The 25,630-nt window shown below is 64.2% G+C and carries 22 protein-coding genes, 1 tRNA gene and 1 other RNA gene; 9 read left to right on the forward strand and 15 right to left on the reverse strand.

Annotated elements, in window-relative coordinates:
- Positions 1-157: 157 nt before the first annotated feature.
- The 10 genes from cyoD to murJ all read right to left on the reverse strand — a co-directional run bounded on the left by cyoD (position 158) and on the right by murJ (position 12,163).
- Positions 158-493: a cytochrome o ubiquinol oxidase subunit IV gene (cyoD, locus tag XdyCFBP7245_RS01960; RefSeq protein ID WP_005989936.1), complete on the reverse strand. Its 336-nt coding sequence runs from the start codon at positions 491-493 to the stop codon at positions 158-160.
- Positions 493-1,125: a cytochrome o ubiquinol oxidase subunit III gene (gene cyoC / locus XdyCFBP7245_RS01965; protein ID WP_181112921.1), complete on the reverse strand. Its 633-nt coding sequence runs from the start codon at positions 1,123-1,125 to the stop codon at positions 493-495. The genes cyoD and cyoC overlap by 1 nt, the downstream gene beginning before the upstream one ends.
- Positions 1,122-3,122 (reverse strand): cytochrome o ubiquinol oxidase subunit I, encoded by a 2,001-nt coding sequence (gene cyoB, locus XdyCFBP7245_RS01970; RefSeq protein ID WP_104614134.1) that lies wholly within the window; start codon positions 3,120-3,122, stop codon positions 1,122-1,124. Before cyoB ends, cyoC begins: the two co-directional genes overlap by 4 nt.
- The gene (gene cyoA / locus XdyCFBP7245_RS01975; protein ID WP_104614135.1) at positions 3,122-4,057 is read right to left on the reverse strand and encodes a ubiquinol oxidase subunit II; all 936 of its coding nucleotides are present in this window, start codon (positions 4,055-4,057) and stop codon (positions 3,122-3,124) included. The genes cyoB and cyoA overlap by 1 nt, the downstream gene beginning before the upstream one ends.
- A 357-nt stretch (positions 4,058-4,414) precedes the next feature.
- Positions 4,415-4,490: transfer RNA gene (locus XdyCFBP7245_RS01980), tRNA-Thr, on the reverse strand.
- Between the two features lie 140 nt (positions 4,491-4,630).
- A complete protein-coding gene (gene ispH, locus XdyCFBP7245_RS01985) occupies positions 4,631-5,581 on the reverse strand; it encodes a 4-hydroxy-3-methylbut-2-enyl diphosphate reductase (protein WP_104614246.1) in 951 nt (316 codons plus the stop codon).
- Between the two features lie 66 nt (positions 5,582-5,647).
- The gene (gene lspA, locus XdyCFBP7245_RS01990; RefSeq protein ID WP_104614136.1) at positions 5,648-6,166 is read right to left on the reverse strand and encodes a signal peptidase II; all 519 of its coding nucleotides are present in this window, start codon (positions 6,164-6,166) and stop codon (positions 5,648-5,650) included.
- Between the two features lie 194 nt (positions 6,167-6,360).
- Positions 6,361-9,192: an isoleucine--tRNA ligase gene (ileS, locus tag XdyCFBP7245_RS01995; RefSeq protein WP_104614137.1), complete on the reverse strand. Its 2,832-nt coding sequence runs from the start codon at positions 9,190-9,192 to the stop codon at positions 6,361-6,363.
- A 6-nt stretch (positions 9,193-9,198) separates the two neighbouring features.
- Entirely contained in the window at positions 9,199-10,287 is a 1,089-nt protein-coding gene (locus XdyCFBP7245_RS02000) for a bifunctional riboflavin kinase/FAD synthetase (protein WP_104614138.1), read from the reverse strand.
- Positions 10,288-10,558: 271 nt separating this feature from the next.
- The gene (gene murJ / locus XdyCFBP7245_RS02005) at positions 10,559-12,163 is read right to left on the reverse strand and encodes a murein biosynthesis integral membrane protein MurJ (RefSeq protein WP_104614139.1); all 1,605 of its coding nucleotides are present in this window, start codon (positions 12,161-12,163) and stop codon (positions 10,559-10,561) included.
- 116 nt (positions 12,164-12,279) lie between these two features.
- On the opposite strand from murJ, the gene rpsT reads away from it, so the two are divergent.
- Positions 12,280-12,549, forward strand: coding sequence for a 30S ribosomal protein S20 (gene rpsT, locus XdyCFBP7245_RS02010; protein ID WP_002807888.1), 270 nt, complete (start codon positions 12,280-12,282; stop codon positions 12,547-12,549).
- Between the two features lie 91 nt (positions 12,550-12,640).
- On the opposite strand, the gene obgE is transcribed toward rpsT, so the two are convergent.
- From obgE to rplU, 3 genes are all read right to left on the reverse strand, one after another.
- The gene (obgE, locus tag XdyCFBP7245_RS02015; protein WP_104614140.1) at positions 12,641-13,690 is read right to left on the reverse strand and encodes a GTPase ObgE; all 1,050 of its coding nucleotides are present in this window, start codon (positions 13,688-13,690) and stop codon (positions 12,641-12,643) included.
- A gap of 252 nt (positions 13,691-13,942) precedes the next feature.
- Positions 13,943-14,203 carry a 50S ribosomal protein L27 gene (gene rpmA / locus XdyCFBP7245_RS02020; RefSeq protein WP_104614141.1) on the reverse strand — a complete coding sequence of 87 codons (261 nt, stop codon included), beginning with the start codon at positions 14,201-14,203 and terminating at the stop codon, positions 13,943-13,945.
- A 12-nt stretch (positions 14,204-14,215) separates the two neighbouring features.
- On the reverse strand, positions 14,216-14,536 hold the full coding sequence (gene rplU / locus XdyCFBP7245_RS02025; protein WP_005989959.1) for a 50S ribosomal protein L21: 321 nt from the start codon (positions 14,534-14,536) through the stop codon (positions 14,216-14,218).
- A gap of 292 nt (positions 14,537-14,828) precedes the next feature.
- Between rplU and uvrA the strand changes: the two genes are divergently transcribed.
- The 6 genes from uvrA (at position 14,829) to XdyCFBP7245_RS02055 (ending at position 21,248) form a co-directional block, all read left to right on the forward strand.
- Entirely contained in the window at positions 14,829-17,795 is a 2,967-nt protein-coding gene (gene uvrA / locus XdyCFBP7245_RS02030; RefSeq protein ID WP_104614142.1) for an excinuclease ABC subunit UvrA, read from the forward strand.
- Positions 17,795-18,199, forward strand: coding sequence for an acyl-CoA thioesterase (locus XdyCFBP7245_RS02035; protein ID WP_158255498.1), 405 nt, complete (start codon positions 17,795-17,797; stop codon positions 18,197-18,199). The genes uvrA and XdyCFBP7245_RS02035 overlap by 1 nt, the downstream gene beginning before the upstream one ends.
- Positions 18,200-18,425: 226 nt before the next feature.
- Positions 18,426-19,196 (forward strand): enoyl-CoA hydratase/isomerase family protein, encoded by a 771-nt coding sequence (locus XdyCFBP7245_RS02040; protein WP_104614144.1) that lies wholly within the window; start codon positions 18,426-18,428, stop codon positions 19,194-19,196.
- A 72-nt stretch (positions 19,197-19,268) separates the two neighbouring features.
- A complete protein-coding gene (tesB, locus tag XdyCFBP7245_RS02045; RefSeq protein WP_055845560.1) occupies positions 19,269-20,174 on the forward strand; it encodes an acyl-CoA thioesterase II in 906 nt (301 codons plus the stop codon).
- Positions 20,175-20,405: 231 nt separating this feature from the next.
- Positions 20,406-20,909, forward strand: a complete 504-nt coding sequence (locus XdyCFBP7245_RS02050; protein ID WP_104614145.1) for a putative signal transducing protein — start codon at positions 20,406-20,408, stop codon at positions 20,907-20,909.
- A 262-nt stretch (positions 20,910-21,171) separates the two neighbouring features.
- A non-coding RNA gene (locus tag XdyCFBP7245_RS02055) (sX9 sRNA) lies at positions 21,172-21,248 on the forward strand.
- 11 nt (positions 21,249-21,259) lie between these two features.
- Here XdyCFBP7245_RS02055 and XdyCFBP7245_RS02060 read toward each other — a convergent pair.
- The gene (locus XdyCFBP7245_RS02060; protein WP_104614146.1) at positions 21,260-21,859 is read right to left on the reverse strand and encodes an EF-hand domain-containing protein; all 600 of its coding nucleotides are present in this window, start codon (positions 21,857-21,859) and stop codon (positions 21,260-21,262) included.
- Between the two features lie 39 nt (positions 21,860-21,898).
- Between XdyCFBP7245_RS02060 and XdyCFBP7245_RS02065 the strand changes: the two genes are divergently transcribed.
- Both XdyCFBP7245_RS02065 and XdyCFBP7245_RS02070 read left to right on the forward strand, forming a co-directional pair.
- Positions 21,899-22,813 carry an arginyltransferase gene (locus tag XdyCFBP7245_RS02065; protein WP_104614147.1) on the forward strand — a complete coding sequence of 305 codons (915 nt, stop codon included), beginning with the start codon at positions 21,899-21,901 and terminating at the stop codon, positions 22,811-22,813.
- Between the two features lie 21 nt (positions 22,814-22,834).
- Positions 22,835-24,085, forward strand: coding sequence for an endonuclease/exonuclease/phosphatase family protein (locus XdyCFBP7245_RS02070; RefSeq protein WP_386261162.1), 1,251 nt, complete (start codon positions 22,835-22,837; stop codon positions 24,083-24,085).
- A gap of 261 nt (positions 24,086-24,346) precedes the next feature.
- On the opposite strand, the gene purT is transcribed toward XdyCFBP7245_RS02070, so the two are convergent.
- Positions 24,347-25,549: a formate-dependent phosphoribosylglycinamide formyltransferase gene (purT, locus tag XdyCFBP7245_RS02075; RefSeq protein ID WP_104614149.1), complete on the reverse strand. Its 1,203-nt coding sequence runs from the start codon at positions 25,547-25,549 to the stop codon at positions 24,347-24,349.
- Positions 25,550-25,630 lie beyond the last annotated feature (81 nt).

The following is a 25,630-nucleotide window of genomic DNA, read 5'->3' on the forward strand; positions in this document are numbered from 1 at the left end:
GTGACCTGGAACAGGCAAGCCCACGATGCTAAGCGCCCACCACGGCTTCCCCGTATGCCATTGGTCATGCCGCAGGCAAATTCATGCGCAAAAAAAAGCCGCCAATCGCTGGCGGCTTTCTTCATAACAGCATGACGCGATCCGGCGTGGCGCCGTCTCAATGCATCATGTTGACGTTCATGTTGTGCAGCACCCACAGCGAACCGACGATCACGATGCCGATGATCAGCAGCGAGAACAGGCCCACCTGCACGTTGGAGCGCTGCTCGGGCGTGCGATCCATATGCAGGAAGTACACCATGTGCACCAGCATCTGCACCGCAGCCATGACCGAGATCACGACGATGGTGACGCCCTTGGAGAACGCCCCGCTCATCACCATCGCAAACGGGATGACGGTAAGGATGACGGCCATGACGAAGCCGATCAGGTAGGACTTCAAACCGCCGGCATGCGCATCGGCCGCGGTCTCGGTGTGGTGGTGATTGGCCATTACAGCGCTCCCAGCAGATAGACGACGGTGAACACACCGATCCAGATGATGTCCAGGAAGTGCCAGAACAGGCTCAGGCAGGCCAGACGCGTGCTGTTGCGCGCAGTCAGGCCGTTCTTGGAGATCTGAATCACCAGCACTGCCATCCACAACAGGCCCGACGCCACGTGCAAACCGTGGGTTCCGACCAGGGTGAAGAAGGCGGACAGGAACGCGCTGCGCCCCGGGCCGGCACCTTCATGGATCAGGTGGTTGAACTCCCAGACTTCCATGCACAGAAAGCCGATACCCAGCAGCGCGGTCACGCCCAGCCAGCCATACAGGCCGGTCATGCTGCGCTTGTGCGCAGAGATCATCGCGAAGCCGAAGCTCAAGCTGCTGAAGAGCAGCAGGAAGGTTTCCACCAACACGAACTTCAGATCGAACAGCTCCTTGGCGGTCGGCCCGTCCACCGTGGCGCCGGAGAGCACCGCATAGGTGGCGAACAGACCGGCAAACAGCAAGCAGTCGCTCATCAGATAGACCCAGAACCCGAAGACGGTGTTGCCACCGCCGTCGTGATGCTCGTGGTCGTGATCGTGGCCGCCCGCGTGGGCGGCGTGGTCAAGCGTGGTCGAGGAAGCCATGGTCATACCACCTTCGCGGCCTGCGCCGCCTGTTGCTGTTCGAGCAGGGCGAAGCGCGCGTTTTCGATGCGCTCCACTTCATCGGCCGGCACCCAGTAATCGATGTCGTCATCGAAGGTGCGCACGATGAAGCTACCGATCATGCCCACCAGGCCGAGGATGGCCAGCCACCAGATGTGCCAGATCAGACCGAAGCCCATCAGCACGCTGAAGGCACCGATATACACACCTGCACCGGTGTTACGCGGCATGTGGATGGCTTCGTACTTGGACGGACGCACCCAGCCCTTGCCGTTCTGCTTGTCGGCCCAGAACTGATCGCGGTCGTCGATGTGCGGCAGCACGGCGAAGTTGTAGAACGGCGGCGGCGAAGAGGTTGCCCACTCCAGCGTACGGCCATCCCACGGATCGCCCGTGTAGTCCATGTGCTCCTTGCGCTTCCACACGCTGTACGCGATCTGCACCAGATTCAGGAAGATGCCCATGCCGATGATCGCAGCACCCACCGCAGCGACATACAGCCACGGCGCCCACTCGGGATGGTTGTAGGTGTTCATGCGACGGGTCATGCCCATGAAGCCGAGCACGTACAGCGGCATGAAAGCCACGAAGAAGCCGATGATCCAGCACCAGAACGAGGCCTTGCCGATCTTCTCGTTGAGCTTGAAGCCGAACGCCTTCGGGAACCAGTAGGTCAGACCTGCCAGGTAACCGAACACCACGCCGCCGATGATCACGTTATGGAAGTGCGCGATCAGGAACAGGCTGTTGTGCAGCACGAAATCCACGGCCGGAATCGCCAGCATCACGCCGGTCATGCCGCCGATGGTGAAGGTGATGATGAAGCCGATCGTCCACAGCACCGGCGAGGTCATGTGCACGCGACCGCGGAACATGGTGAACAGCCAGTTGAAGATCTTCACGCCGGTCGGAATCGAGATGATCATCGTCGTGATGCCGAAGAAGGCATTGACGTTGGCACCCGAGCCCATGGTGAAGAAGTGGTGCAACCACACCACGAACGACAGCACACCGATGCACGAGGTGGCGTAGACCATCGAGGTGTAACCGAACAACCGCTTGCGGCTGTAGGTGGCGATCAACTCGGAGAAGATGCCGAACGCCGGCAGGATCAGGATGTAGACCTCCGGGTGACCCCAGATCCAGATCAGGTTGACGTACATCATGGCGTTGCCGCCACCGTCGTTGGTGAAGAAGTGCGTGCCCAGGTAACGGTCGGCACCCAGCAGCGCCAGCGCCACGGTCAGGATCGGGAATGCAGCGATGATCAGGATGTTGGTGATCAACGCAGTCCAGGTGAAGATCGGCATGCGCATCAGGGTCATGCCTGGCGCGCGCATCCGCATGATCGTCACGAAGAAGTTCACGCCGGTCAGCAACGTGCCTAAGCCCGAGACCTGCAACGCCCAGATGTAGTAATCGACACCGACCCCTGGACTGTATTCCAGCCCAGACAACGGCGGATACGCCAGCCAACCGGTCTGCGCGAATTCACCGACGCCGAGCGAAATGTTGATCAACGCTGCGCCGGCCACGAACAGCCAGAAGCTCAGCGAGTTCAGGAACGGAAACGCCACGTCGCGTGCACCGATCTGCAGCGGCACGATCAGGTTCAACAGGCCAGTCATGAACGGCATGGCCATGAAGAAGATCATGATCACGCCATGCGCGGTAAAGATCTGGTCGTAATGGTGCGGAGGCAGCACGCCTTCGCCACCGTTACCCGCCAATGCCTGCTGGGTACGCATCATGGCCGCATCGGCAAAACCGCGCAGCAACATGACCAGCGCCACGATGATGTACATCACGCCGATGCGCTTGTGATCCACCGAGGTGAACCACTCCTTCCACAGGTAGCCCCACAGCTTGTACTTGGTGATGGCGCCCGCGATGAGCAGGCCGAGCAGGCCTGCACCACCCAGCGCGATCATGATGATCGGCTCGTGGTACGGAACCGCCTCGATGGTAAGTTTGCCTAGCATCACTTGTCTCCAGAAGTGCACATGGCGACCGGCTCTGCAGCCGATGCCTCATGGTCGCCATGGCCCTTGCTATGGCCCGGACCATTCATGTATTTGTCGACCAGCGACCGGAACATGCCGTCCTGCACCGACGAGTAGTAGGTGACCGGATACTGTTCTTTGTCGTTGCGACTGGCAGCCAACACCTGATATTCGGCGGCATTCAAGGACGTCGGCGATGCCTTGACCTTGGCCACCCACGCGTCGAAGCCGGCCTGATCGACCGCATGCGCCTTGAAGCTCATCTTCGAGAAGCCGTGACCGCTGTAGTTGGTCGACAGGCCGAAGTATTCGCCGGGCTCGTCGGCCACCAGATGCAGCTTGGTTTCCATGCCCGCCATCGCGTAGATCATGGTGCCCAGGTGCGGAATGAAGAACGAGTTCATCACCGTATCGGAGGTGATCTTGAAGTTCAGCGGCGTGTGCACCGGGAACGCGATCTCGTTGACGGTGGCGATGTTCTGATCCGGGTAGATGAACATCCACTTCCAGTCCAGCGACACCGCTTCGATGTTGATCGGCTTGACGTCCGAATCCAGCGGACGGTACGGGTCCAGCGCATGCGACGAGCGCCAGGTCAGCACCGCCAGCACCAGGATGATCACGCACGGGATCGACCACACCACCACTTCGATGGCGGTGGAGTGCGACCAATCCGGCTCGTAGCGCGCCTTCGTGTTGGATGCGCGGTATTTCCACGCAAACGCAATCGTCATCACGATCACCGGGATGACCACGATCAGCATCAGCACCACGGAGGTGATCAGCAGTTGCTTCTCGTCGTGGCCGATCTGGCCTTTCGGATTGAGGATGGCCGAGTTGCAGCCTGCCAACAGCAGGAACGGCAACATCAGACCTGGACGAAGTAAACGCCCGAGATGTTTCAGCGGAATCATCGGTCGATCCAAGTGCGAAGGAACGCCAGCCGCGCTTCGTCTCCAGCGAAGGAGATGTCCGACGGTGCCCTTCTTGTTGAAGGCGGGCCCGCGCAGACCGAAGTCACGGGTTAGCGCAGCAATTTTAATCTTTGCTGCACCTGCACGAAACCCATTGGCAATGATCTGCCGCAATAAATGCGCGCAAAATCGTGCGACATGTTGTCGCAGCGCAGCGCAAGCTAAAGATGGAGGCCATGCCGGCCGTCGTGGCTGGCTGCAGTCGCACTGCACTGCATGCGACAAAAGCGTGAAATCCGCTTGCAGACGTCAAAAACGCAACTGGGCCGACCAAGGGCCGACCCAGTACTGACGCGATGGTGCCGGAAATAGGAATCGAACCTACGACCTACGCATTACGAATGCGCCGCTCTACCAACTGAGCTATTCCGGCGAGCCGTGCATTGTAGGAGCGGAGCCGGGGGCTGGTCAATCGCCGCAGTGGCCGGCGGCCTGCGTGTGGTCAGAACCATTATCTGACGGCATCCAGACGCTGCCCACCCTGCCCGACCGACGTTGGGCAACGACGCGCAGTCAGCTGACCAGACGCAGCCGCAGCTCCTTGGGCAGTGCGAACACCATCGATTCGGGCTCACCTTCCAGCTCGGACACAGTGCCAGCGCCCAGCTCGCGCAACCGCGCCAGCACGCCATCCACCAGCACCTGCGGTGCGGAAGCGCCGGCGGTAAGGCCGATGTGCTGCTTGCCGACAACCCAGGCCGGATCGATCTCGCTGGCGTTGTCGATCAGGTACGACTCCACCCCGTCGCGGCGGGCGAGTTCGCTCAGCCGGTTGGAATTGGAGCTATTGGGCGAGCCGACCACCAGCACCAGGTCGCACTGGCGCGCCAGATCGCGCACTGCGTCCTGGCGGTTCTGGGTGGCGTAGCAGATGTCGTCGTGACGCGGACCCTGCATCGCCGGGTAGCGCGCGCGCAGCGCCTCGATGATGCCCATGGTGTCGTCGACCGACAGCGTGGTCTGGGTCGTGTAAGCGAGGTTTTCCGGCTGATTGATCTGCAGCGTGGCGACCTGCTCGATATCTTCGACCAGGTAGATCGTGCCCGGGCCACGCTCGCGGCTCCACTGCCCCATGGTGCCTTCCACTTCAGGGTGCCCGGCATGGCCGATCAGCACCACATCGCGGCCGGCCCGGCAATGCCGCGCGACCTCGAAATGCACCTTGGTCACCAGCGGGCAGGTGGCGTCGAACACCTTCAAGCCACGGCGCTCGGCCTCCTGACGCACCGCCTGCGAGACGCCGTGCGCGCTGAAGATCACCGTGGCGTTATCGGGCACCTCGTCGAGCTCTTCGACGAAGATCGCGCCGCGTTGCTTGAGGTCGTCGACCACGAAACGGTTATGCACCACTTCGTGACGTACATAGATCGGCGCACCCAGCGTCTCGATCGCGCGCTTGACGATCTCGATCGCGCGGTCGACACCGGCGCAAAAACCACGGGGATTGGCGAGCAGGACATCCATGGCGGGCATTCTACGGGAATGGAGAAAGAGGGGTCGGACCAAGCGGCACGCATCGGTAGCCGGGCTTCAGGGGCGATTCCCGATTCCCGGCTCGCGCTTGCCGCCCTTGTCGAACAGCCCGAACAGCGCAATCCCGATGGCACCGCCCACAATGGCCGAGTCGGCGATATTGAATGACGGCCAGGTGTGGCTGCCGATGTACCACTGGATGAAATCGACCACGTGGCCATGCAGCAGCCGGTCGATCACATTGCCGATCGCCCCGCCGATCACCAGCGCATACGGCAGCGCACTACGCCATTCGCCGCGCGCGGTGCGCGACAGCCAGAACGCCAGCAGGCCGCTGATGCCCACCGCCAACGCGGTGAAGAACCACAGCTGCCAGCCGCCGGCATCGCTCAAAAAGCTGAAGGCAGCGCCGGTGTTATAGGTGCGGTACCAGTTCCAGAAGCCGTCGATGACCGGCACCGGGGTGTACTCGGGCAGGCTGGACAGCACCCAGGCCTTGCTCCACTGGTCCAGGCCGATTACGACAGCCGACAGCACGAGCCAGATCAAAGCAGAGGGTTTGGGTCTTGCGGTCATGGAATCACCTTAGCTGTTGCTACTCCCGGGCTCGGGAGAAGCTGCCCGACGGGCAAATCGGCAAGCACCGCCGGATGCGCCGGTACGACCCTCATCCGGCGCTGCGCGCCACCTTCTCCCGCTCGCGGGAGAAGGTGTATTGAAACGGACTCCCGCTCGCGGGAGAAGCAATCACGACATCAGAACCAGCGACGCTAGAACCAGCGACGATCCTCGCCAGGGCCTTCGATATTGCTGACGCAACGGCTGCACAGCTCCGGGTGACGCGCATCGCTGCCCACGCTGGCCTGGTGGTGCCAGCAGCGCACGCACTTGGCCTTGGTGGTCGGCTGCGCGCTGACGAAGATGTCGTCGGTACTGGCCGCGGTCACGGTGACGTCGCCACTGATGAACAGAAAGCGCAGTTCCTCGGCCAGTGGCTGCCAGCGCGCGGCGGTCTGCGCATCGGCGGCCACGGTGATCTCCGCTTCCAGCGCCGCACCGATGGCGCCATTGGCACGCATCGGCTCCAGCACCTTGGACACCTGCTCGCGCAGGGCCAGCAACTTGTCGACATCCGCACTGGTCAGCGCGGCAGCGGCAGGCAGCGGCGCCAGCCCGTCGTACCAGGTAGCGAACAACACGTTGCCGACATGCTCGCCCGGCAGATACGCCCACAACTCTTCGGCAGTAAAGGTCAGCACCGGCGCCACCCAGCGCACGAACGCTTCGGCCACGTGATACATCGCGCTCTGCGCCGAGCGGCGACCGCGCGCGTCTTCGGCCATCGTGTACAGACGGTCCTTGGTGACGTCCAGGTACAACGAGCCAAGGTCCACGCTGCAGAAATTCAGCAGCGCCTGCACGATCTCGGCGAAGTCGTAGCGCGCATAGGCGGCGACGATCTTTTCCTGCAGCTCATGCGCGCGATGCACGATCCAGCGGTCCAGCAGCACCATGTCGTCCAGCGCCACCAGATGCTGCAGCGGGTCGAAGCCATGCAGATTGCCGAGCAGGAAGCGCGCGGTATTGCGCAGACGGCGATACGCATCAGCGTTGCGCTTGAGGATCTCCTGCGACAGCGACATTTCGCTGCTGTAATCGGCCGATGCGATCCACAGGCGCAGGATATCCGCGCCCAGGGTCTTGATGATCTCCTGCGGCTCGATCCCGTTTTTGTCTGACTTGGACATCTTGCGGCCGTGCTCGTCCACGGTGAAGCCATGGGTGAGGCACTGCTTGTAGGGCGCCGCCTTGTCCATCGCCACGCCGCTCAGCAGCGAGGACTGGAACCAGCCGCGGTGCTGGTCGGAGCCTTCCAGATACAGATCGGCCGGTTTGGGCAGGCCGCGGTCGACCAGCACTGCCTCATGCGTCACGCCGGAGTCGAACCACACATCCAGGATGTCGGTGATCTTGTCGTAGTCGGCCGCTTCATCGCCCAGCAGTTCGGCCGCGTCCAGCGTGTACCACACGTCCACGCCGCCCAGCTCTACGCGGTCGGCCACCTGGCGCAGCAGTTCGGTGCTGCGCGGATGCGGCTCTCCGGTTTCGCGGTGCACGAACAAGGCGATCGGCACGCCCCAGGTGCGCTGGCGCGAGATGGTCCAGTCCGGGCGGCCTTCGACCATGCCGGCGATGCGCGCCTGGCCCCACGCCGGGTACCAGGTCACCTGCTCGATGGCCTTGAGCGCATCGGCGCGCAGGTTGGCCTGCTCCATCGAGATGAACCACTGCGGCGTGGCGCGGAACGCGATCGGCGTCTTGTGGCGCCAGCAATGCGGGTAGCTATGCTCCATCTTGCTCGCCGCCAGCAACACGCCGGTGTCGCGCAGCGCCTCGATGATGATGTCGTTGGCCTTCCAGATATGCAGACCGGCCAGCACGGTGTCGCCCAGCGGCGGCGTGGAGGGCAGATACACACCACGCCCGTCCACCGGATTGATCTGCGCGGCGGTGTAGCGCTCCAGCAGGCCGTACTGCTTGGACACCTGATAGTCCTCCTGACCATGACCGGGCGCGGTATGCACGGCGCCGGTGCCTTCCTCGGCAGAGACGTGCTCGCCCAGCAGCAGCGGGATCTCGCGCTCGGCATAGAAGGGGTGATTGAGGAGCATCTGGTCCAGCACGGCGCCCTTGGCATGGCCATGCACCGTCACGTCGTCCACGCCATAGCGCGTCAGCACCCTGGCCGCCAGGGCTTCGGCCACCACCAGCCAGCGCGGCTGACCGCGATCGGCCGGGCCTTCGACCAGCACGTAATCGAGCTCTGCGCCCAGGCTCACTGCCAGAGATGCCGGCAGCGTCCACGGCGTGGTGGTCCAGATCGGCACCGCCACGCTGGTGCCTGCCGGCAGGCTGGCGCCGAACGCAGCAGCGACCGCCGCCGGATCGCGCGCCGGATAGGCCACATCCACGGTCGGCGACACCTTGTCGGCGTATTCGATCTCGGCCTCGGCCAGCGCCGAGCCGCAATCGAAGCACCAATGCACCGGCTTGACGCCGCGGGTCAGATGGCCGTTATCGACCACTTTGGCCAGCGCGCGGATTTCGTTGGCTTCGAAGCGGAAATCCAGCGTCTTGTACGGGTTGTCCCAATCGCCGACCACGCCCAGGCGCTTGAAGTCGCGCCGCTGCAGATCGATCTGCTCGGTCGCGTATTCGCGGCACTTCTGACGGAACTCGGCCGCGTCGAGCTTGACGCCGACCTTGCCGTATTTCTTTTCGATCGCGATCTCGATCGGCAGGCCGTGACAGTCCCAGCCGGGGATGTACGGCGCATCGAAGCCAGCCAGATACTTCGACTTGACGATGATGTCCTTGAGGATCTTGTTGACCGCGTGGCCCAGATGGATCTGGCCATTGGCATACGGCGGACCGTCGTGCAGCACGAACAACGGGCGCCCTGCCGCGTTGGCGCGCAGCTGCGCATACAGCCCCTCGCGCTCCCAGCGGTCCAGCATCGCCGGCTCGCGCTTGGGCAGGTCGCCGCGCATCGGGAATTCCGTCGCAGGCAGATGGAGAGTGGCTTTGTAGTCGTGGGTCACAGGAATCTACCGTTGCGCTGCATGAGGTGATGGACGGGGATGTTGCGAGGGAGTGGCATCGACGGCGTCTGCCTCTGCCAAGCGGCGCGAAGAACCGCCGTGTTGCCCCTGCATGGAAAGACCGGCGGAGCGTGCAACGCTTTCATCGGCAGCAGGCAGTCGCGAAGGGCTCGCCTTGAGCACGGCGCGCGCCTGCTCGGCATCGCGGTGCATCTGCACGGTGAGCGCATCGAGCCCATCGAACTTTTCTTCGTCGCGCAGCTTGGCGACGAATTCGACTTCGATATGCCGGCCATACAAATCGCCCTGAAAATCGAACAGGTGCGCTTCCAGCAACGGCTCCACACCGGCCACGGTGGGCCGCGTTCCGAAGCTGGACACCGATGGCCACGGCCGCTCGGCCACGCCATGCACCCAGGTCGCATAGATGCCCGATAACGCAGGAGTGCGCGGAAACCGCAGATTGGCAGTCGGGTAGCCCAGCGTGCGCCCCAGTTGTTTGCCGCGCACCACCCGCCCACCGATGGTATACGGGCGGCCGAGCAGTTCGCCGGCATGCACGAACTCGCCGGTGCCCAGCAGCTCGCGAATGCGCGTGGCAGAAATCCGTTCGCCATGCAGGTGCACCGGCGCGATTTCGCCAGCCGCAAATCCATGCTGCTCACCCAACGCATGCAGCAATGCGGTATCGCCGCCACGCCGATGGCCGAACCGGAACTCCGGGCCGATCCACACTTCGCGCGCACACAGCCGACCCACCAGCGCCAGGCGCACGAACTCTTCTGCAGGCATGGCCGACAAGCGGCCGTCGAAACGGATCAGGCCAACGCTGTCGGCACCGAAGTCGTACAGGCCTTCGATCTTGGCGCGCGCCAGGGTCAGCCGCGGCGGCGGCGCGGCCGGGGCGAAAAATTCGCGCGGCAGCGGCTCGAAGCTCAACGCCACCGCTGGCACGCCCAACGCACGCGCACGCGCGATGGCGTGCTGCACCAACGTCCGATGCCCCAGGTGCAGGCCATCGAAGGCGCCGATGCAGACCACGCTTCCGTGCGGGAACAGCGTCCCGCCCTCGACGTCTCTAAACAGCCTGCTCATTCCTCGATCCAAACAGATGCCGACCTGGCGGCCGACCCTCGCTGATACATAACCTGTAAGTATAGCCGTGCCTGTCAAGCCGCATGGGCAGGGGCCCGGCACGCGCAGCGTCACCAGCACACGCGGCCTTGGCGGGCGGCGGCCGACAATCGCCCCCCAGCCGCACCGTCGGCAAAGACCGCGGCGGAGCTTCCACGACTGCGCGGCCCTTGAAGAGCGCAGACATCAGCGGCGCTCGCCAGGGACCACTACAGTGTTCGGCATCCGCGACTCAGCTCTCGCGCAGATGCCGCGGCCGCAAGCCCAACGCCAGTTGCGCGACCACATAGGTCAGCCCGCCACTGCCGACCAGCACCGCCAACCAACCGATACGATCCCACTTCTCCATCACGGTGAACGATGGCAGCCACCACAGCAGGCCCAACAGCACTGTCACCATCGCCGCGCATGCCAGCAGCAGGCGCGCTGCATAGCCGCCCCACCCCGGCCGGCGCTGGTACACCCCGGACTTGCCGAGCCAGTACCACAGCAAACCCAGGTTGAGATAACTCGACAGCGCGCTCGCTATGCCCAGCGCCAGGTGCAGGCCAGGCTGCTTGCCCAGCGCCTGCATTACGCCCTGCGCCTTGAGTTCGGGCGGCACCATGATCTGGTAGACCACCGCCAGCAACGCGAAATTGAACACCATGTTGGCGATCAGCGCCGCCACGCCGGCACGCACCGGGGTGCGGGTGTCCTGGCGGGCGTAGAACGCCGGCAGCACCACCTTGAGCATGGCGTAGGCCGGCAGACCGAAGCTCAGGCCATAGACCGACATCGCGGTCATCCGCGTATCGAAGGCAGTGAACTGCCGATACTGGAACAAGGTCGCCACCAGGGGCTCGGCCAGCAGCAGCAATCCGAACATTGCCGGCATCGCAATCAACAGCGTGGTGCGGAAGCCCCAGTCCAACGCACCAGAAAACGCCGCGCGGTCGGTCTTGACGTGATGGCGCGCCAGCGCCGGCAGGATCACCGTGCCCAGCGCCACCCCGAACACGCCCAGCGGCAGTTCCAGGAAGCGGTCGGCCAGCGACAGCCACGACTGCGAGCCATCGGTCAGCTTGGCCGCGATGACGGTGTCCAGCAGCAGGTTGATCTGCGCGATCGATGAGCCAAACAGGGTCGGCACCATCAGGGTCAGCACCTTGCGCACCCCTGGATGTCGCCAGCCCCAGCGCGGCAGGGTCAGCAGGTTGATGCCTTTCAGCGAAGGCAGCTGGAACAACAACTGCAGCATGCCTGCCGCCAGCACCGCCCAGCCCAGCGCGATGATCTGCTTCTCCGGCGTACCACCCAGCTTCGGCGCCAGCCACACGGCGCCGGCGATCATGCACAGGTTGAGGATCACCGGAGTCAGCGCCGGCATGGCGAACTTCTGAAAACTGTTCAGCGCCCCGCCCGCCAGCGCGGTCAGCGAGACGAAGAGCAGGAACGGGAACGTCAGACGAAACAGATCCACCAGCAGGCCATGCTTGGCCGGATCCGTATCGACCCCGCTGGAAAACAGCGTGGCCAGCGCCGGCGCGAAGATCAGCGCAAGCGCGGTGACCAGCAGTAGCGTTCCACCCAGGGTGCCGGCCACGCGCGCCATCAACTCGCGCAGCTCGGCGTGCGGACGGGTTTCCTTGACCTCGGTGAACACCGGCACGAACGCGGTGGCGAAGGACCCTTCGGCAAAGAGCCGGCGCAGGAAATTGGGTACCCGGAAGGCCACCCAAAAGGCATCGGTCACCGCGTTGGTGCCGAAGGTGGTGGTGATGACTTGGTCGCGCACCAGTCCCAGCACCCGCGACACCATGGTCATACTGCTGAATGAGAGCAGGCCCCTCAACATGCCAGGCTTGCTCACGCAGCCTCCCTCTTGACAACTGACTTGACGTACATAACTAAGCCCATCATACTTTCCCGCTTGCTTTTTCCACCATACCGATTTTTCAGGAACCCACCACCGTGGCCAATATCAAGTCCGCCAAGAAGCGCGCCAAGCAGACCGTCGTGCGCAACGAGCGCAACACGGGCCAGCGTTCGATGCTGCGCACCGCCGTCAAGAAGGTGATCAAGGCCCTTGACGCCAACGATGCTGCAGGCGCCGAAGCTGCTTTCGCCGTTGCTCAGCCCATCCTCGACCGTTTCAGCGCCCGTGGCCTGATTCACAAGAACAAGGCTGCGCGTCACAAGAGCCGCCTGACCGCTCGCATCAAGGCCATCAAGGCCGCGTAAGCGATCAGCTGCGACGTCGCCGGAAGCCTGACTTCCGGTAGCACAGAAAAACCCGGCCTCGGCCGGGTTTTTTGTGTGCCTGTCCGTGCACTCAGCCCGCATTGCGCGCCTCGAGCTCGTCCTCGCGCTGGCGGTCGAAGAATGCCATGACGTCCTTCATGATCGGGAAGGTGCCATCGCGCCCCAGCGCGGACACCAGGTACCACGGCGCGGTCCAGCCCAGCTCGGCCACGATGGTTTCGGCGGCGGCACGCGCCTCGTCCTCGAACATCAGGTCGGCCTTGTTGAGCACCAGCCAACGCGGCTTCTTCAGCAGCTCGGGGTCGTGGCGCTCCAGCTCGCGCTCGATGGTGCGCACCTGATCCACCGGCGACGCATCCACACCCCCGTCCATCGGCGAAATATCCACCAGATGCAGCAGCAGGCGCGTGCGCTGCAAATGGCGCAGGAACTGCGTGCCCAGGCCGGCGCCATCGGCGGCACCTTCGATCAGGCCCGGCACGTCGGCGATCACAAAGCTGCGGTAGGCCTCGACGCTGACCACACCCAGATTCGGATACAGCGTGGTGAACGGATAGTCGGCCACCTTGGGCGTTGCCGAGGACACCGCGCGGATCAACGTGCTCTTGCCGGCGTTGGGGAAGCCCAGCAGGCCGACATCGGCCAGCAGCTTGAGCTCCAGCTTGAGCAGGCGCTCTTCGCCTTCCTCACCGGTGGTGGACTGGCGCGGCGCACGGTTGACCGAGCTTTTGAAATGCATGTTGCCAAGGCCGCCCTTGCCGCCCTTGGCGACCAGCAGGCGATCGCCGTGCTGGGTGAGGTCGCCGATCACTTCATCGGTCTGCACATTGACGACCATGGTGCCGACCGGCACCACGATGACGCGATCCTCGCCACCCTTGCCATAGGCCTGGCGGCCCATGCCGTTCTCGCCGCGCTGCGCCTTGAAGGTGCGCTCATGACGGAAGTCGACCAGGGTGTTGACGTTCTCGTCGGCGACGATCCAGACGCTGCCGCCGGCACCGCCGTCGCCACCATCGGGCCCGCCAAGCGGAATGAACTTCTCGCGGCGAAAGCCGACACAGCCATTGCCGCCATTACCGGCGGTCACCAGGATTTCTGCTTCGTCGACTAACTTCATGAGCTTACAACCGGGAATTGGGAATAGGGAATGGGGAATCGGCCATAGAAGAGCGGCGTGACTCCTGCCAGCGAGCGCACTCACCGGCACGACAGCAGAGAGCGAAACGGAGTTAGGAGCCGGCTTTTCCGATTCCCATTCCCCATTCCCGATTCCCAGCCGTCAAACGAAAAACCCCGCCGAAGCGGGGCTCTCCGTGTCGTTCGCAACCGCGCTGGCGCGGCTGTGAACTGGCCTGCATGGAGCGGGCGATTACGCCTCGGCAACCACGCTGACGGTACGACGCTTCTTCGCACCCTTGACCGAGAACTCGACCTTGCCGTTGACCAGCGCAAACAGCGTGTGGTCGCGGCCCAGGCCGACGCCAGCGCCCGGGTGGAACTGGGTGCCGCGCTGACGCACGATGATGTTGCCGGCGCCGATGGCCTGGCCACCGAAGATCTTGACGCCGAGGTACTTCGGGTTGGAATCGCGACCGTTGCGCGAGGAACCTACGCCCTTTTTATGTGCCATGACTGGTTCTCCTTACTTCTTGTCGCCACCGGCGATGCCGGTGATCTCGATTTCGGTGTAGTACTGACGGTGTCCCTGACGCTTCATGTGGTGCTTGCGGCGACGGAACTTGATGATGCGCACCTTGTCGGCGCGGCCATGGGCCACAACCTTGGCGGTGACCGAGGCGCCCTTCAGCGCATCGCCCAGCTTGATGCCATCGCTATCGCCCAGCATCAGGATGGTGTCAAACTTGATCTCGTTGCCTGCTTCGACTTCGAGCTTTTCCACGCGGAGCGTTTCGCCCTGCGCGACGCGGTATTGCTTACCGCCGGTTACCAGAACTGCGTACATGACCAGGTTTTCCTCTGTAGTTATTATGGTCGCACTGACGTGCCCTAGGGCAGACAGGAACGGGATTGTACTGGCTTAGCGGGTTTCGGGTCAACCGGCAAGCAGTTCTGCCGTCGCGCACCCGAATCGGGCAGGTGCAACGCATCATCCGGCCGCCACAACGGTCCGGTCAGACTGGCATTTGGGGCAATTGCCCTCACCTAGGTCGGCGGGTAGGCTGATCGACTGCCACTCATTCCTGCTGAGCACGCTCGCACCACTGCCGGTTCGCCGGCCCGACATCGGATCCCCCATGGCGATGGATTTCATCCGCATCCGCGGCGCGCGGACGCACAACCTCAAGAACATCGACCTCGACCTGCCTCGCGACAAACTGATCGTGATCACCGGCTTGTCCGGCTCGGGCAAGTCGTCGTTGGCGTTCGACACCATTTATGCGGAGGGCCAGCGCCGCTACGTCGAGTCGCTGTCGGCGTATGCGCGCCAGTTCCTCAGCGTGATGGAAAAGCCGGACCTGGACCATATCGAAGGCCTATCCCCGGCGATTTCGATCGAACAAAAGTCCACCTCGCACAACCCGCGCTCCACCGTGGGCACGATCACCGAGATCTACGACTACCTGCGCCTGCTGTATGCACGCGTGGGCCAGCCGCGTTGCCCGGATCACGGTTTCCCGCTGGAAGCGCAGACCGTCAGCCAGATGGTCGACCACATGCTCACCCAGGATCAGGAGCAGCGCTACATGCTGCTGGCGCCGGTGATCCGCGACCGCAAGGGCGAGCATGCGCAGGTGTTCGAACAACTGCGTGCGCAGGGCTTCGTGCGCGTGCGCGTGGATGGCGAGTTGTACGAGATCGATGCGGTGCCGGCACTGGCGCTGCGCCAGAAGCACACCATCGAAGCGGTGATCGACCGTTTCCGTCCGCGCGAAGATATCAAGCAGCGGCTGGCGGAAAGTTTCGAAACCGCGCTCAAGCTCGGCGAAGGCATGGTGGCGGTGCAGTCGCTGGACGACCCGGCCGCAGCCCCGCATCTGTTCTCGTCCAAGTACAGCTGCCCGGTCTGCGATTACTCGCTGCCGGAGCTGGAACCGCGCCTGTTTTCGTTCAACGCACCGGTGGGCGCCTGCCCCAGTTGCGATGGCCTGGGCGTGGCCGAATTCTTCGACCCGGACCGGGTGGTGGTACATCCGGAACTGTCGTTGTCTGCGGGTGCGGTACGTGGTTGGGATCGGCGCAATGCCTATTATTTCCAGCTGATCGCCTCGCTGGCCAAGCACTACAAGTTCGACGTGGATGCGGTGTGGAACACGCTGCCGGCCAAGGTGCGCCAGGCGGTCTTGTTCGGCAGCGGCGATGAGGTGATCAGCTTCACCTACTTCACCGATGCGGGCGGGCGCACCACGCGCAAGCATCGCTTCGAAGGCATCCTGCCGAATCTGGAACGGCGCTACCGCGAGACCGAATCGCCGGCCGTGCGCGAAGAGCTGACCAAGTACGTCAGCCAGCAGCCCTGCCCTGCCTGCAACGGCACACGCCTGAATCGCGCTGCGCGCAACGTGTTTGTGGCCGACCGCCCGCTGCCGGAACTGGTGGTGCTGCCGGTCAATGAAGCGCTGAACTTCTTCCGCGGCTTGTCGCTGCCGGGCTGGCGCGGCGAGATCGCGGCCAAGATCGTCAAGGAGATCGGCGAGCGGCTGGGCTTCCTGGTCGATGTCGGCCTGGATTACCTCACCCTGGAGCGCAAGGCCGACACCTTGTCTGGCGGCGAAGCGCAGCGCATCCGTCTGGCCAGCCAGATCGGCGCCGGCCTGGTCGGGGTGATGTACGTACTGGATGAGCCGTCGATCGGCCTGCATCAGCGCGACAACGAACGCCTGCTCGGCACGCTGACGCGATTGCGCGACCTGGGCAATACGGTAATCGTTGTCGAGCATGACGAAGACGCGATCCGGCTGGCCGATCACGTACTGGACATCGGCCCCGGTGCCGGCGTGCACGGTGGCGAAATCTGCGCACAGGGCACGCTGCAGGACATTCTGGAGTCGCCACGCTCGCTGACCGGCCAATACCTGTCCGGCAAGCGCCGCATCGAGATTCCCAAGCAGCGCCACAAGCCCAACCCGAAGATGATGCTGCATCTACGTGGGGCCACCGGCAACAACCTCAAGAACGTCGACCTGGACATTCCGGCCGGCCTGTTGACCTGCATCACCGGCGTGTCCGGCTCGGGCAAGTCGACGCTGATCAACGATACCTTGTTCACGCTGGCCGCCAACGAGATCAACGGCGCCTCGCATACGGTGGCACCGCATCGCGAAGTGGAAAATCTGGACCTGTTCGACAAGGTCGTGGATATCGACCAGTCGCCGATCGGGCGCACGCCGCGCTCCAATCCGGCGACCTACACCGGCATGTTCACCCCGCTGCGCGAGCTGTTCGCCCAGGTGCCCGAATCGCGTGCGCGCGGCTATTCGCCGGGGCGTTTCAGCTTCAACGTGCGTGGCGGCCGCTGCGAGGCGTGCCAGGGCGACGGCATGATCAAGGTAGAGATGCACTTCCTGCCCGACGTGTATGTGCCGTGCGATGTCTGCCACGGCAAGCGCTATAACCGCGAGACGCTGGAGATCCGTTACAAGGGTTTCAACATCAGCGACGTGTTGCAGATGACCGTCGAAGACGCGCTGCGCTTGTTCGAGCCAGTACCGTCGATCGCGCGCAAGCTGGAAACGCTGATCGATGTGGGCCTGAGCTACATCAAGCTGGGCCAGAGCGCGACCACGTTGTCCGGCGGTGAAGCGCAGCGTGTGAAGCTGTCCAAGGAACTGTCGCGCCGCGATACCGGGCGCACCTTGTACATCCTCGACGAACCGACCACCGGCCTGCACTTCCACGACATCGAAGCGCTGCTCGGCGTGCTGCACAAGCTGCGCGACGAGGGCAACACGGTGGTGGTGATCGAACACAATCTGGATGTGATCAAGACTGCCGACTGGATCGTGGATCTGGGTCCGGAAGGCGGCCATCGTGGCGGCACCATCCTGGTGTCGGGCACACCGGAAGACGTGGCCGCGCACGAGGCGTCCTACACCGGGCAGTTCCTGGCCAAGATGCTGCCGTCGGTCAAGGCGCGCGAGACCCGCCCGGCCGCAATGGCCAACAAGCCGGATGCGCGCCCACCGCGCAAGGTCAAACCGGAGAAGGTGGCCAAGGTCGCCAAGTCCGCCACCAAGAAGACTGCAAAGAAGAAGGCAAGCTGATGAGCGAACACAAGATCCTGGCACGCATCCCGATCAGCGTGCGCTGGCGCGACATGGACAGCATGGGCCATGTCAACAACGCCAAGTACATTTCGTATCTGGAAGAGGCGCGCGTGCGCTGGATGCTGGGCGTACAAGGCGTGGCGATGACCGACCGTATCGCGCCAGTGGTCGCCGCCACCAATGTCAACTACAAACGCCCGTTGGTGTGGCCCAACGACATCACGGTGGAGTTGTTTGTCGAGCGCCTGGGCAGCAGAAGCACCACCATCGGCCATCGCATCGTCGACCAGAAGGATGACGGCGTGCTGTATTCGGACGGCAACGTGGTGGTGGTGTGGATCGATACGCAGACCGGCAAGAGCGCGGCGCTGCCGGATGCGGTGCGTGCAGCGAGTAGCTGATCGCGCGCAGCACAGACGCGGTTGAATGACACACGGCGGCTTCTTTATGGAGCCGCCGTTTTACTTGCGCGTTTCCCGGCCCTGGTGAAATAGCTAGCTCCGCATGTGCGCTTGATGCTGCAATGCGCCTGCGCCCACACGCACCACCGAACCAGCAGCGCGCTTGCATGTACGCACCGCATGCAGCGACGGCCGTCTATCATGGCCCGACTTTCAGGAGCCTCGCATGAGCATCCAAATCCTCGACCACGGCCGTCTTCGCGAAATCCGTCTGGCCCGCCCGCCGGTCAATGCACTGGATACCGCGCTCTGCCAGGCACTGAGCGCGGCCGTGCAGGAGCTGGACGCTACGGTCGACGGCGTGGTGCTGTCGGGCAGCGAACGCATTTTTTCCGGCGGCATGGACGTGCCGTACCTGCTGTCGCATGGCACCGACCGCGCTGCGCTGCTGGCCAGCTGGACGGCCTTCTTCGAGGCAGCGCAGGCGCTGGCCAATTGCCCGGTACCGGTGGCGGCGGCGATCGGGGGCCATGCACCGGCCGGTGGTTGCGTGCTGGCGCTGTGCTGCGATTACCGGGTGATGGCACGTAGCGCCGATACCGCGCGGCCCTACACCATCGGCCTGAACGAAGTGCAGGTGGGGTTGGCGGCACCGGAAGGTATCCAGCGACTGCTGCGCCGCGTGGTCGGCGCGCATCGCGCCGAACGCTTGCTGATTTCCGGGCAATTGCTGCCCGCCGAACAGGCCGCCCAGATCGGCCTGGTGGACGAGCTGGTGGACGGCGAACTTGTCACCGCACGTGCGGTGGCGTGGCTGCAGGAGCTGCAGCACCTGCCACGGCAGCCGATGCTGGCCACGCGCGCGGTGGCCAGGGCGGATTTGCGCGCGGCGCTGGCGCCGGAGTTGATCCAGCTGGAGCGCTTCGTCGATGGTTGGTACGCGCCCGATGCCCAGGCCGCACTGCGGGGCCTGGTCGCACGGCTGCAAAAAGCTTGAGTCCGCCCCTGGCACGGTGGCATGCAGGCGGCCCGCTATAATCGTGGTCCGTCGCACGCCCAGGCCAGCCCCTTGTCCGCCACCGCCGAACCCGTCGTCTCCGAACTGATCAGTCTGCTGTCGCTGGAGCGCCTGGAAGACAATCTGTTTCGCGGCCAGAGCCGCGACATCGGCACCAAGTACGTGTTCGGTGGACAGGTGCTGGGCCAGGCCCTGTCGGCCGCGCAGGCCACGGTGGAAAACGGCCGCCAGGCGCATTCGCTGCATGCCTATTTTCTGCGTGCCGGCAATATCGACCACCCGATCGTCTACGACGTCGACCGCACCCGCGATGGCGGCAGTTTCTCGGTCCGGCGGGTCACTGCGATCCAGCACGGCAAGGTGATCTTTTTCTGCGCGGCCTCGTTTCAGGAGCACGAAGACGGTGCCGAGCATCAGTCAGTAATGCCGGTGGTGCCGCCGCCGGAAGACATCGAACCGGCCGCACCGCTTGCGCCGGAGGTGCTGGCGAACCTGCCGGCAAAGGTGCAGCGCTGGCTCTCGCGCGGTGGCCCGTTCGAGTTTCGTCACGTCTTTCCGCGCGACGAACTCAAGCCACCCAAGCGACCACCGTTCCAGCAGATGTGGCTGCGTCTGAACGACCCGATCGGCGACGATGTCGGCCTGCACCAGGTGCTGCTGGCCTACGCCTCGGATTTTCAGTTGCTGGGCACCTCCACGTTTCCGCACGGCATCAGTTATTACACGCCGAATGTGCAGATGGCCTCGCTCGACCATGCGCTGTGGTTCCACCGCCCCTTCCGCACCGACGATTGGCTGCTGTACTCGTTGGACAGCCCCACCGCGCAGGGCTCACGCGGCCTGGCACGTGGGCAGTTCTTCACCCGCGATGGCGTGCTGGTGGCCAGCACCACGCAGGAAGGCCTGATCCGCGTAGTGCCCGAGGGCAGCGCGATTGCCGTGCCGGCCAAGGGCTAGGCGCAGATGGGTGGCGCTGTCGTGTCGCAGACTCATCAATCGATGGCGCAGGTAGTGGGCATGCGGCCGGTTCGCCGCGCAGCACGCAAGCTGTTACGACGACGCGCCGGCCAGCTCACCGGCGCGCGTGCAGCCACTTAGCGACAGTCATTACCGACATCCTTCTTTTCATCTTGAACCGGCGCAGCACTGGCGCCATCTGTTCCGGACCCAACGGCGGTTTCCACCAGCATGCGCAAGATCTTCAGCAGTCAACGTATCGAAACCGCCGAGGGCGTGGCCGATCTATTGCGTAACGCGGGCATCGATGTGCGCATGAGCAATGGGCGCTCGTATGAGAGCAAGCGCACCGGGCAGTTCAGCTACCTGGAGCAAGGCAACGCGCAGGCGTATCCCACCGTGTGGATCGTGCATGCCGACGACCAGCCGCGTGCGCGCGACCTGCTGCGCGATGCACGCCTGCTCGACACCACACGCCGCGATCTGCCGAATGTGGAATACACCTTCCGCGAAGGCGAAAACGGCTCCAGCACCACCGCGCGCAGCTGGGCCTGGCGCATCCGTCTGGTGCTGTTGCTGGTGATCGGTGCGGTGGCCATGTTTGTGGTGATGCGCCATCGCAGCGCACCGGCGCCGGTCGCACCGGCAACACAGCCCGCATCGCAATCGGCACCGGACGCAACGCCGCCGGTGGAGGACGACGAAATGCGGGTGCGGATTCAGCCGGCACGCTGAGCGCTTCTGCGCTGCGGTGACGTGGCGTGGACTCACCGGGTTTAGCCGACCTGGCAACGCACACAAAAAAAACGGCCTCCTGCTGACGCGGGAGGCCGTTTGTCGATCGGCGCCTTGTTACCTGTTGCGAATGAGTCATCGCCATGACGGCGATGCCATCCCACCACTGCACTACTCAACCAGTTGCACTCCACCTAAGAACAGCTCACAGAACTACCGTACTTACCGCCAGGCGCGCGCGGGGCCGGTGCTCGGAATCTGCACATACCACCCGCACGCTCCGGTTCTGAGCGCGCCGTCCGCGCCCACCTGACGACTGCTCGCTACGTTTTGTTTTCCGCTTTCAATGCTCAGTTACCCGCAGCAGGCTTGGCCGGCATCGGACGCTTGCCGTGATCGCCACGGTCGCCGTACTCACCCGGGCCACGCGGACCATGCTCGCCGCGCATCTTGGATGCGGCGTCGAATTCGGCCTTGCTCAGCTTGCCGTCCTTGTCGGTGTCGGCCTTGGCAAACCACGCATCGCGATGCTGCTGCATACGTAGCTCACGGTCGGCGCGATCGACAAAGCCGTCCTTGTTGACGTCCATCTGATCGAAGCGCGCGGCAAACTTCGGGTCGGCCTTGGCTTCCTCGCGGCTGATGCGGCCGTCCTTGTTGGTGTCGAATTTGGCCATCCAGTCGCCACGTCCCTCACGGCCCGGGCCGCGATGCCGCGGGCGCTCATCGCGCGAAAGCTTGCCATCCTTGTTGGTGTCCAGCGTGTCGAACTGCGCGGCCAGCTTTGGGTCGGCGGCGGCTTCGCTACGATCGATGACGCCATCGTTGTTGCTGTCGAGCTTGCCAGGACGCGGCGCATCGCCGGCAGCAGGCGGAGTGGCAGCGAACACGACGCCGGTGGACAGCGCAGCCAGCACGGCCAGGGCGAGGAAAGGTTTGCGAGACGTCATGAGAAACTCCTGATTGTGGGAACCACACGCGGCACCTGCATGGGCCGCATCGCGTGGGTGGCGCATCCGGAGAGGCCGTGCGCTGCCACCAACACCCACATCAACGAGCCATCGGCGCGCACGTTGACGCGCACACCTGGCGTATTCATCCGGCGGACAGTCGCCGCTGTTGCGACGCACAGGCGCTATCCTGCGCGCATGGCCATCCACGCCGACACCCACGACGACCTGCGCCTGTTCCAGACCGGCGAGCATGCCTGCGGCTACTGGCCCGAGCGTCGTGCGCGCGATCTGGTGCTGGACCCGCATGACCCGCGTCTGGGCACGATCTATCCGCAGGCATTGGCATGGGGGTTTCGTCGCTCCGGCGATCTGGTGTACCGGCCGCATTGCGAACGCTGCCGCGCGTGCGTGCCGGTGCGCATTGCAGTGGATGCATTTCGACCCGATCGCAGTCAACGCCGTTGCCTTGCCCGCAATCAGGATCTGGTCGTGCGTGTGGTCGCAGCGCAACGCACCGACGAGCAACTCGCCCTGTATCGCCAGTACCTCAAATCCCGGCATCCCGGTGGCGGCATGGACGAGCATGGCGGCACCGAATTCGATCAGTTCCTGATCGGCGGCTGGTCGCATGGGCGGTTTCTGGAGATTCGTGAACCGGCGGTGGCGCATGCACCGGGGCGGCTGCTCGCCGTTGCGGTCACCGACGTTACCGAGCATGCGTTGTCTGCGGTGTACACGTTCTACGCGCCTGACGCGGCCGCGCGCGGCCTGGGCACCTTTGCGATCCTGCAGCAGATTCAATGGGCTCAGCGCGAGCGACGCGCGCATGTGTATCTGGGCTACTGGATCGACGGCCATGCAAAGATGAATTACAAGCGCCGTTTCAGCGCACTGGAAGCCTACGACGGCCGCCAGTGGCGCGGGCTGCCGCCGACCGCATCGGCGCCGTGAATCGCAGCGCGCGACATCGGGCTGTCGCATCCAGCATGCGAGAATCGCGCGATGATCAGACCTCTCCTGCTGCTTGCGCTGACCGCGCTCTGCGCCGCCTGCACCCATCGCACGCCGGCATCGGCCGATAACGCCACCGGCGAACCAGTGCCGACACAGCTGCGCATCGCCACCTACAACACCTCACTGTACTCCGACGAGGCCGGCGGCCTGGTGCGCGAACTGCAGGGCGACAGCGCGCATGCACGCAAGATCGCTGCGGTACTGCAGCGCGTACGTCCGGATCTGGTGTTGCTCAACGAATTCGATTTCGACCCGGAGCACCGCGCCGCCGATCTGTTCCAGCAGCGCTACCTGCAGGTCGCCCAGCCGGGCGGCGGCGAACCATTGCGCTATCCGTATCGCTATCTGGCACCGGTCAACACCGGCGTGCCGAGCGGCCTGGATCTGGACAGCAACGGTACCGTCGGAGGCGACGGCCGCTCGCGTGGCAACGATGCCTGGGGCTACGGGCTGCACCCTGGTCAGTACGGGATGCTGCTGCTGTCGCGGTATCCGATCGATGCGCAGGCCGTACGCAGTTTTCAACTGTTGAAATGGAGCGCGCTGCCGGGTGCGCTGCGGCCGCTGGATCCGGGTACCGGGCGGTCGTTCTATAGCGACGCGATCTGGTTGCAGCTGCGCCTGTCGTCAAAATCGCATTGGGACGTGCCGGTGCGCACGCCGCTCGGTGTCGTGCATGCGCTGGTGTCGCATCCGACCCCGCCGGTGTTCGACGGCGCGGAAAAACGCAACGCCGCACGCAACCACGACGAGCTCGCGCTGTGGCGTGCGTACCTGGACAACGCTGCCGACAGCCAGCGCTGGCTATGCGATGACAAGGGACTCTGCGGCGGCCTGGCGGCCGATGCGCACTTTGTGATCCTGGGCGATCTGAACAACGATCCGATCGATGGTGCCGGCCGCCACGACGCGATCCGCGCACTGATCAATCACCCGCGCGTGCTGCAATACCCCACTCCGCGCAGCGACGGCGGCCCGGAAAAGACCGCCGACTACGCCGCGCAAGGCATCGTGCACACCGGCGACCCACACCAGGTCACCGGTGACTTCGGCCCGCAAGCCGGCACCATGCGCCTGGACTACGTGCTGCCGTCGCGCCAGTTCACCCTGATCGGCAGCGGCATCTTCTGGCCGGCCAGCACCGTTCCGGAAGCGGCAATTGCCGATGGCAGCGACCATCATGCGGTGTGGGTGGATGTTGGTTTGTAGCCGGGATGAGCGATTAGGGAGTTGGGATTGGTAACGTCGCGTTCTGGAATTTGCCTTACTACCCGAGCCTGCGATGACAGGGCCATGGAGACAGGAATTGCTTGCGACTGCCCTGTAACGAGCTGCAGACAGCTGCGCTTCGGCGAGTGACCGTTCGCACAGCGAGCCATCAATGTTGAGGCAAGCACATCGGCACATGCCGCAGCTGGCGTTCCGAAAGAAGTGCAGCACCAAGCTGCATTCTTTCAAGCAAGGCACTGCTCAGTCTTTCAACTGAACCGTCAACGCTGCCGCCGCCACACGCGCTTTCTCGCGTGCTGCATCGATGCTGTCAGCACGCGCCAACGTGACGCCGACACGGCGGTGGCCGTCTACGCGCGGTTTGCCGAACAAGCGCAGCGCGGTGTCCGGGTCGCGCAATGCATCGGCAACGTTGTCGAACACCGGCACGCCATTACCGTGCGCAAGCAGCGCACAGGACGCCGATGGGCCGCTCTGACGGATGACGCCGCCGTTTTCAGCACCGACCGGCAGGCCGAGGATCGCGCGGGCGTGCAGCGCGAATTCGCTCAACTCCTGCGACACCAACGTTACCAGCCCGGTGTCGTGCGGGCGCGGCGAGACTTCGCTGAACCACACCTCGTCGCCCTTGACGAACAACTCCACGCCGAACAATCCCCAGCCGCCCAGATCGTCGGTGATGGCTTTCGCAATCTCCTGCGAGCGCTGCAGTGCGGCAGCCGACATCGGTTGCGGCTGCCAGCTTTCGCGGTAGTCGCCATCCTGCTGCCAGTGGCCGATCGGGTCGCAGTACGAGGTGCCGCCCGCGTGCCGCACGGTCAGCAAGGTGATCTCGTAATCGAAATCGATGAAGCCTTCGACGATGCAACGCCCGGCGCCGGCACGTCCACCGGTCTGCGCGTAGTCCCAGGCCGCATCGATGTCGGCCTCGCTGCGCAAGGTGCTCTGGCCTTTGCCCGAGGACGACATCACCGGTTTGACCACACACGGCAGGCCAACCGCGGCGATCGCATCGCGGTACTCGGCAGCGGTGTCGACAAAGCGATACGGCGAGGTCGGCAGGCCCAGGGTTTCGGCAGCCAGGCGGCGGATGCCTTCGCGGTCCATGGTCAGGCGTGCGGCGCGCGCGGTGGGGATCACGCGCTGGCCCTGATCGCGCTCCAGCGCCACCAGGGTTTCGGTATGGATGGCTTCGATCTCCGGCACGATCAGGTGTGGCTGCTCGGCGGCGATCAGCGCGCGCAGCGCGGCAGGATCGAGCATGTCCAGCACGTGCGAGCGGTGCGCCACCTGCATCGCCGGGGCATTGGCATAGCGATCGGCCGCGATCACTTCCACCCCGAAGCGCTGCAGCTCGATCGCCACTTCCTTGCCCAGTTCGCCCGATCCCAGCAACAGCACCCGGGTGGCGGAAGGCGATAACGGCGTGCCGAGAGTAGTCATGAGCGCGGGTCCAGATTCGGGAAGGGGCGGCCATTCTAACGGGCCGGCATGGATAACTTCGGTTGGCATCCTTGCATCGAT

The organism is Xanthomonas dyei (assembly GCF_002939865.1).
GTDB lineage: Bacteria > Pseudomonadota > Gammaproteobacteria > Xanthomonadales > Xanthomonadaceae > Xanthomonas > Xanthomonas dyei.